The organism is Marinobacter sp. L-13 (genome assembly GCF_056857715.1).
Window position 1 is genome coordinate 1 of the sequence record NZ_JBSXNQ010000007.1, and the last position, 8,664, is coordinate 8,664.

Below are 8,664 nucleotides of genomic sequence, written 5' to 3' on the forward strand. Positions count from 1 at the left end.
TGCGTTATCGATCTGGTCGAAGGCACTCGCAGAGCCTGTACCCCAAACTTCGTGACATACACGGGTCAGGGCAGCAGTCAAAGTGGTTTTACCATGGTCAACGTGACCAATGGTGCCTACGTTCAAGTGCGGCTTATTACGTTCAAACTTAGACTTAGACATTCGACCAATCTCCCTAATCAACCAGGATCGTAACGTTGACCGGATAAATAATGGAGCTCATGGGCGGATTTGAACCGCCGACCTCACCCTTACCAAGGGTGTGCTCTACCAACTGAGCTACATGAGCATTACAAAACAAATTGGAGCGGGCAGCGGGAATCGAACCCGCGTCATCAGCTTGGAAGGCTGAGGTAATAGCCACTATACGATGCCCGCGAGCAATTTAGTGGTGGAGGGGGCAGGATTCGAACCTGCGAAGGCGATGCCGTCAGATTTACAGTCTGATCCCTTTGGCCACTCGGGAACCCCTCCGAGTCGGATTCGCGTGAGCAAATCCGTCAAAACTTAAAGTGGAGCTGGCGGACGGAATCGAACCCCCGACCTGCTGATTACAAGTCAGCTGCTCTACCAACTGAGCTACGCCAGCTCACATTCGCCTCGTCAGCGAGGGCGGTATACTACGGATTTTTTTCTGGCGTTGCAACACCTTCACAAGGCCTGATTTCAACGAAATCAAAATTGCTGCCGTAATCCGCTTTCACCGCCTGAACCAGTTCTTCAGCGAGTTCCGGTTCCGCCTCAAAAGAGAGCGCGTAGCTTATCTGATTTCGGGGGAAGTTGACCAGTACCGCATTAAGATTCTGACGTTTTTTTTCTTCCAGCACGGAAATTGCAGATTCGCGGGACTCGAACAGCCCCAGCGAAATTGCATTGCGGTTTTCGCCCTCGGTAACCAGATAGGAGTCGATCCCCCGCCTCTGAATGTCACGAAACTGGCTCAGGGCGACAGCCTCGGGCTGGGGTGGAATAAGAACCCAGTGTAGGGGTGCCAGCTCTCTTTCGACTTCTTCAATCCTGAAACCCGCCTCCTCCGCGAGAGGTTGACTGTCCACCAGGCTTCGGGCGCGCTCCGCGGTTTCAATCCATCCAAGGCGGGCACAGGACATTTCGGATTCGTCGGCGGGTGCACCAGGCCCGACACCGGAGTCTGCCGGCCCCGGCGATTTGAGGCTGGTCACCCTTGGCAGGCTGCCACTGGCAACATTGGCCATGCCGCCCGATGGCCCCACGAAGTCCGGCAGGTAATAAATAGCAATGCTCACCAGCACCAGCACCAACGCCAACCACCTCATCCGGAGGTTTCCTCCGCATGAATTGCACGAAGGCCCGACAACACAAGATCCGGGCGAGAAATACCGGGCAGACCAAGACCGATAAGCCGGTCAGCATCGCCGCCAGTAACCAGAATTTCAGACAGTGACAGTTTTCGGGCGTCAGCGATCACCCGCTCAATCATCGCAGCAGACAGCCAGGCAAGACCATGGTTCACGCACTCTCCGGTACTCTTGCCAGGATCCGTTGCCAGCCCCTGGTCTGGGTCGAACCAGATCCGGGCGGCATCGGTCCGGAGACTGCGCAGCATCATCTGCAGGCCAGGAAGAATATAACCACCCAGATGCTGACCATGCCGATCAACATAATCGACAGTAACGGCACTGCCTGCGTCCAAGACCGCAAAGCCCTGCCTGTGATCGAGCCAGGCACCGTACATTCCATGCCACCGATCAGCCCCCATTCTCGAGACATCCTGGTAGGCGTTCATGAGGCCATTCCGGGACTGTTCCGACCAGTAAAAGCGAACCGGCGCCTGACACAGCTTCTCGACGGAGCCCGCCAAATGAGTTCGCCTTTCTTCAGAGGCGACGGTGGATATGGCGACAGACACAACCTTTCCGATCAGTTCTCCCGACATGCCCAGGGGGTTCTCGTCTTCGAGAGAGCCGGTCCCCGAGGCCAGAACCTCATCCTGGTTTGCAAGACACCACTTCAGCCGGGTGTTACCCGCGTCAATAAACAGATTCATTTTGCCACTCGCAGACTGATTTCCCCTGCGCGCACCGGAACAAGCCCGTTTTCGGTCCGGATTTGATAGTTGCCGGCGTCATCAATGCCACAACCGACACCTTCGACATCACCGCCCCGGGCCTTGAGCGATTTTCCCATGAACACATCGCGACGCTGCCAGGACTCCCGAAAATCTGCAAACCCGATATCCGAGAACAGCGCGACAGCATCGAATACAGCATCGATGATTGCACCACCGATCTGGCTGCGCGACCACTCGACTTGAGGGCAGGCCCTGGCGAGGCTGCTCCAGGGTTGATCGACGCCATCAGCCCGGGACATATGTACATTCAGCCCGATACCCGCAATTACCTGCACCACGCCTTCCTCCAGCTCACCCTGGAGCTCCACCAGGATGCCGCCAAGCTTGCCGTCCGGCAGAAAAATATCATTTGGCCACTTGAGTCCGACCTCCGGCACTCCCAGTCGTTCCAGGGCATTGGCCACCGCAACGCCGAGCACCAGACTCAACCCATCCAGTACTCCGAAGCCGCCGTGGAAGGTGAGCCCCATGCTCAGGTACAGGTTTTCGCCCCGGGGGCTTTGCCATACACGCCCCCGTCGGCCTCGGCCGGACGTCTGACAGTCGGCGATAGCCACCGGGACACCCTTGCTTCCGGCGTTAATCTGCCTGATCACCTCGGCATTGGTCGAGTCAACCTCGTCGAGGACTGTCAGTGAAAGCTCCTGTTCCCGGCCGGCGGCAATTTCACGAAGCACCCGTGCCCTATCGAGCAGGTCGACCCGGGACACCAGCTGATATCCACGTCCGCGAATCGTGGCAATGTCAGCACCTTCCTCCATCGCGCGACGAATCTGCTTCCAGATTGCGGTACGACTAACCCCGAGCTTTTCGGCCAGCGCGGCTCCGGAGTGAACCTGACCGTCACTGAGCAGCTCTATAAGTGCTTTGGATTTCATAAGATGCATCCAGCCATGAAATTGGGTAAGGCCGGATTAAACACCAGGGAAGGGAAAAAGACAAAGTTGACGGCGTCGCTTTGCGAACCGCCTGCGGGAAGATCAGGGAATCGGGGTTGCGGTCAGATTGGCCTTGATATCAAAGTTCTGCATTTTGACGCCATAGACGGCCGTCTGAGCACCACCAACGGGATGAACCAGGTCGATATTGTTGATCGAGAGTTCCTTGAACCGGCTTCTCGCCTTCACAGCAAACCCGAGCGGTCTGTTGTCGGCCTCGGCGAGGGTTGGATTGGAGACATAGCGGTAACCGGCAGTGGACGAACCATCCATGATTTTTTCATCGCCCCGGTTGCCTGTCACTCCCATTGCATCCGGACCGTCCTCCTTCTTCACAACCCGGGTTTGATAGACATCCACGGAAAGATCGGTCCGTAGCCCAAACGAGTTGTCGTCTACGCCATCACCATCAAAGTCCCCACCATCGCTGGTATGGATATCGTTCAGAACGAGGCTCGTCCCGGTTCCGTTCATGGCCTCACCAACACCGCTGCTTTGCCGGTTGGTTTCCCAGGTCAGCGAGTTCTTCCGGGCTTCATTGATGGCCTTGGCAAGCACCTGCTTCAGGCGGACCGTCAGCCCCTCCTCACCCCGGGTTTCCCAGACGCCTCCGGAAGCCGCACAGGCGGATGGGCTATCACCCATGCCACCGGCGCAGACATCGCCGGCCCCGCCGGGGACGACGGTCATGCTGCTGCCGGTTTCGTATTTCTGAATCACGAACCTCCCGAAACTCTGACCGGATTCCTTGTCGCCGATTCTCAGATTGCCGATATCCATGGTGCTCCAGGATTCGCCCTTGATCACCGCAAGCCCCTCCTGGCTGACATCAACGGTCATGTCACGCACATGCGCGTCATAATCCAGTTCGGTAATCCAGAGACCCTTCTGGGGAATCTCACCATTACCTTCATCGTAGGGCACCGCGATAATCGCCGCCTTGCCGTTCCTGATGCTGACATCGGAATTGATGGTTATCCCCTCACCCGATGCGCCGCCTGCACCGAGCGTCACATGGCCATCAAGCTCGAATTCGTAAGCCGGATAGAACCCCAGTGCCAGCAGCAGCTCTGTGCCACCCTGCAAGGGGGCGTCATCACTTCCTACTCGCAGACCGTTGATCCGGTAGCCGGCCCTGATGTCCTCGAAACCAATCCGCAGACCATCGAAGAACTCGGTATCGTTGGTGACGCCATCGCGAGTTACATTGACCGTTACATCGCCCTGCCCCCAGGACTGCAGGCCACTGAAGATCACCCGGTTGCCGTCTTCGGTGTAGCTGAAATCAGCAAGCCGAAGACTCCATTCAGTGGCAAGTCGCAAGCCCTGCGGCCCGGCGTCAGGGTGTCCACCCCCCTGCAGATAAATCGCATTGGAATAGCTGCGGCCGTTGAACACCTGATCTTCAAGCAGAAAGCTGACATTCACCTGACCGATACTCTTGCCATTGCCACCCACCTCAATAGCGCCAATGCTGAATTCACCATCCATGGAGCCAAGGGTCAGGGCCAGGGCCGGTCTATTCTGCCAGTCGGTCGCCACATCGAGCCGGAGGTCGTTAATCCGATAGACGCCAATGATGTCTCGAAGCGCGAGGGCCTTTCCGTCATCCCTGTACAGAAAAGAGGCCGAGTGTATAACGGTCTCATTATCGATTCGCAGGCCCTCTCCGGATCGGCCGCCGGCAGTCAGGCTGGTGCTGGAGGAAAGCTCGTAACTTCCACTCAGGCTGCCATAGCTGGGTAGAGGCTGTCCGTTGCCGGAATCGACAGATACGCCATGATTCAGGGGGTTGCTGCTGTAACGAATCGCGCCGACCTCCCAATCCCCGGTTATTCTGGGCGCATTCAGAGCCAGAGTGTCGCCGACCACATCCAGGGTTACTCCCAGTGCCTCCACATTCATGGTGATATCGTCCAGAAAAACTTCATTGCCATTGGTGCGATATCCCAGACGGCCGCCAGTCATCGTGTAGGCGGAGTCAAAGGTATATCCGGCCCCGCCAACGGAGCTGCCCTGCCTTATATTTAAATACCCTTCCAGAGAATGATCGAAAAAGATCCCCCCCATACTGACACCGGGGGCCCCGGCGAGCCGGATATCACCGAACTCGATCCGTCGGTCTTTCACCAGGTAATCGAGGTTAAGGGATGCATCCTCCTCAACATCGATGCGAATCAGGTGGAATGCCTGACCAGAAGGATCAACGGCGGACCCAATGCGAAAACCGTCCAGATGGATGCTGCTGCCATCATCAACATAGGACAGTCGATCTGCCGTCAGGCCAAGATCGAGCTCTACCGACAAACCACTCTGGCCACTGATGTTTGCCAGCGTGGAATCGTCCAGGCTTTTCATGTCGGCGACCACCGGCAAGGCGAGGACCACACAAAACAGCCCAGTGGCCATCGGGGCAAGTTGTTTGATTCTGTCTGGCGCGCCCATAACCGTTAACCTCTTCAATCTCACGGATTCCCCGCCGGAAACACGAGCAGGTTTCCTTCCATCACAACGTCCCCTCGCATATCAACAGAGAATATGTCGGTCTGCTGAAAGCCGGGGTCGGTGGGCCGGGCCGTGCTGCTGGAAGAAATCTTGAATTGAACGTCGTTGAACCGAACAGTATTGGGCAGCCCAAGCTCCAGCACATCCCGATTGAACAGTTCGCCATCACCACCGAATCCCGAATCGACTTTGCGGACCCGCAGTGTCAGGCCCTCAAACGCGAAATTGCCCCGAATATCATCAAGCACCATCCATCCGCCGTTTTCTTTCAGCCGGTAAGCAAAACGGGCGCCACACTTTTTGTCCACGTCATCACAACGTCCGAAATAACTGTTCTCAACCGGACCGCCCATTTCATTGATGCTGATATCGCCGGACAGGTAGATCCCACCCTGTCCGGAGATATCCGAGAGAGCTTCATCTTCCAGGCGGGCGAGTTCGGCAAGGCTGGGGAGTGAAAACAGAAAAACAGGGAGAGCCAGTATTGTTCTGCGCAGAAAGGATTTCATTGGCTCAGATCCCTGGTCTTAATGTTCAAGTGTTGTATCAGCATTCCCTGTACACGGGCCGAACCAAAATCGCGGTCGCCAACACTGAAATTTCCGATCTTGAGATTGCTGCGAAACTCCGGGTTCGTGTAGTAGGACTCGTAGAAATCCCAGGCGTCCACATCACTGCTGCCGCGGAGACCGTCGGCACCGATCTCGCCCGGCTGAGGGCGCCGAATTGCAGCAACCTCCACTACAAAGTTTCCACTGCCATCAACGTCGAAGAATACCGGTTGAAGCTGGTTGCCAATCGCCAGTTCGAGCGCAAAATTGCTCATCAGTATTCGTGATCCGCAGGTAGAACCGTCCTGTGCGCAGGCATTGATAGAAAGTTCCGGGGAATAGAAATTCAGCTTGAACTGGCCGACCATCTGGCGCCGATCGTTATCGCCCCAAAGGCGCAGATAGCTCCCATCGATGACAGCACTCTTTGCGTGGATATTGATATTGGCAGACCGGTCGTCACCAACTGCCACGTTCATCTGCATGCCGATGTCCGCTCGTTCCCCGATGTATCCAGCGGACGCCGGGCGACTCGAGCAGGTGCCGCTGCCAGGACCGGCCCCGGAGTCCATGCAGTCATAACCCTGGTCGCTATTGACCATGGCACTGGCTGCGAACTCCAGCACCGCCTTGTTAGCGATACCAATATCATTGCCATCCACCACATCAATTTTCCACGGGTTCAGGAGTCTCCCGAGATTGACCGGGCCCAGGGTCTCTCCGTAGTTGCTATTGGCCCCGGCGATGTAGAGATGGTTTACCGTAATATCGACATCACGGCCGTCGGTGCTTTTGATCCCGCCAATCCGGAAAATGCGTGCCTGCTCTCCCGAGGCATCCGGCTCATCCGTTCCATGGGAGAATTTGAAATTCTCCAGTACAAGGCCGATCCCGGCTCCATCAATCGAGGACATTTCAGTTTCCGAAAGCCCCTGAAGTTCCGCCTCAACAGGCACTGGGGCGGCCAGAACAGCCGCCATCACCGGAAGGAGCCGCGCGAAAACAGGAAGCTGACTGAAACTCAACCATTTCATACGAAGCTCCTCAGAACAGACCTTTGCCGCGGTCGATGTATTCGGTGCGGTAACGCTGGGTGCCATAGAGCGCCTCGTTGAGATTGACCTCAGTAGCGCCGTTGGGAATATTGAAGAAGGCACCTGATGTGGCCTTGATAAAATCTTCGGGCGTGAAGCCTGTTTTCTTTACATCCTTCAGCCAATCAAGATCTTTGGTCTGGAATGAGATAAAAGCACCGTCGGCCGGCCCGGTGATACGTCGCTCGCCATTGACCTCACCAACCTCTCCTACCGGGAAGCTGTTATAGATATCCAGGTCGAAACAGGAATCTATTCCAAGGACCAGGCAGTCCTCCGCGTAAACATAAATGTCACCGCCTGAACAGCTGAAAAAGGAACAATCCGGAACCTCGATTCGGGAACTCGACCCCCAGCCGATCAGATTCTTTACCGACCAGCGGGTAAAGCCGCTTGCGCCTTCGAGAATGAACCGTTCGCCATCCGGTATACCGATGTATTCCGCTCTTACCGGGTCCAGGGAGCCAATGTTCGGATCGCCCTCCGCACCGTAAACCAGCTCTGCCTTGGTGGATAATGGACTACCGCCTTCGAGTAGAGGGGTGAGGAGCACGATGATTTGGTCAAAAAGGTTACCGCTTGAGCTGGCCTGGCTCAGCCCTTCACCGCGGTCAATGATGTCCACGTTCACATTGCCAGTCAGCGTTTCAATCTTGCCGGACAGGACACCCATGGATTCACCGAAACCCAGTCGGAAGCCGACCACCTCTTCAGTTTGTTCATCGAAGGCAAACTCCAGAAACGGATTCTGGATCAAAAAAGGAACGATTTCCCCCTCTGCATAGGCACTGCCATCGGGCTTTCGCTGTCTCGGAGCTTTGGGATTGGCGTCAAAGTAAGCCTGATTGTTAATGTAACCAAGGGCAAAATCTTCAATATAGACATCCGAAGTGCCCGGTTTCTCACCTTCCCGGTCGTAACGGCCCATTTCCAGCACATCCACATTGGTCTGGATTTCAATGTCCATTCCGAGATTGACCCGGGTATAGGCGGTGTTGTCGTTGGCATCAGGATGGTACTGGCGGTCAACCGATACAAAGGCCTGCCCTGTGACTTCAGACATCTGTCGATCTGAAATCGGGCGCAGTTCGGCGTTGACCCCCGAGGCCAGTAAAGGCAGGAGGAGAAGCGAATAAAATGGTTTACTCATAGTCACATCTCACCGCGGCCGCTTCTTGTTATTGGCGGCTGATTTAAAGATGACTGATGAGCGTCTCTGAGGCTGGCTTGGATTTTTGATGTTGTTTTAGCCAGTTCTTTTACAGAAGTGTAACCTCGGTTACATGTTGTCACTGTGCGCAGCGTCATGGTTTTGGCATTTGCCAAATTTCAGGCAATAAAAAACCCCAGCATCGAGGATGCTGGGGTTTTCGGTATTAGGAGCCTGACGATGACCTACTCTCACATGGGCAACGCCACACTACCATCGGCGCTGGTCTGTTTCACTTCTGAGTTCGGGATGGGAT

At 55.8% G+C, this 8,664-nt stretch carries 8 protein-coding genes, 4 tRNA genes and 1 rRNA gene; all 13 read right to left on the reverse strand.

From position 1 onward, the window contains the following. Nucleotides 1-162: GTP-binding protein (locus AC13DD_RS00120; RefSeq protein ID WP_482901584.1), on the reverse strand; the 162-nt coding region annotated here is incomplete at its 3' end. A 51-nt stretch (nt 163-213) separates the two neighbouring features. Further along, nucleotides 214-289 (reverse strand) — tRNA-Thr (locus tag AC13DD_RS00125). Nucleotides 290-303: 14 nt separating this feature from the next. After that, nucleotides 304-378, reverse strand: a tRNA-Gly gene (locus tag AC13DD_RS00130). 11 nt (nt 379-389) lie between these two features. Beyond that, a tRNA-Tyr gene (locus AC13DD_RS00135) sits at nt 390-474 on the reverse strand. Nucleotides 475-513: 39 nt separating this feature from the next. Further along, nucleotides 514-589, reverse strand: a tRNA-Thr gene (locus AC13DD_RS00140). A 31-nt stretch (nt 590-620) separates the two neighbouring features. After that, nucleotides 621-1,295 (reverse strand): hypothetical protein, encoded by a 675-nt coding sequence (locus tag AC13DD_RS00145; protein ID WP_254775562.1) that lies wholly within the window; start codon nt 1,293-1,295, stop codon nt 621-623. Next, nucleotides 1,292-2,026, reverse strand: a complete 735-nt coding sequence (locus tag AC13DD_RS00150) for a type III pantothenate kinase (RefSeq protein WP_008174817.1) — start codon at nt 2,024-2,026, stop codon at nt 1,292-1,294. The genes AC13DD_RS00145 and AC13DD_RS00150 overlap by 4 nt, the downstream gene beginning before the upstream one ends. Further along, nucleotides 2,023-2,988 (reverse strand): biotin--[acetyl-CoA-carboxylase] ligase, encoded by a 966-nt coding sequence (locus AC13DD_RS00155; protein WP_053114295.1) that lies wholly within the window; start codon nt 2,986-2,988, stop codon nt 2,023-2,025. Before AC13DD_RS00155 ends, AC13DD_RS00150 begins: the two co-directional genes overlap by 4 nt. 102 nt (nt 2,989-3,090) lie before the next feature. Continuing rightward, nucleotides 3,091-5,493, reverse strand: coding sequence for a DUF6160 family protein (locus AC13DD_RS00160; protein WP_482930657.1), 2,403 nt, complete (start codon nt 5,491-5,493; stop codon nt 3,091-3,093). A gap of 20 nt (nt 5,494-5,513) precedes the next feature. Then, nucleotides 5,514-6,062 (reverse strand): hypothetical protein, encoded by a 549-nt coding sequence (locus AC13DD_RS00165; protein ID WP_108019292.1) that lies wholly within the window; start codon nt 6,060-6,062, stop codon nt 5,514-5,516. Beyond that, nucleotides 6,059-7,138, reverse strand: coding sequence for a hypothetical protein (locus tag AC13DD_RS00170; RefSeq protein ID WP_482930658.1), 1,080 nt, complete (start codon nt 7,136-7,138; stop codon nt 6,059-6,061). The genes AC13DD_RS00165 and AC13DD_RS00170 overlap by 4 nt, the downstream gene beginning before the upstream one ends. 10 nt (nt 7,139-7,148) lie before the next feature. After that, on the reverse strand, nt 7,149-8,348 hold the full coding sequence (locus AC13DD_RS00175; RefSeq protein ID WP_482930659.1) for a hypothetical protein: 1,200 nt from the start codon (nt 8,346-8,348) through the stop codon (nt 7,149-7,151). Nucleotides 8,349-8,580: 232 nt separating this feature from the next. After that, a 5S ribosomal RNA gene (rrf, locus tag AC13DD_RS00180) occupies nt 8,581-8,664 on the reverse strand; the annotation flags it as partial.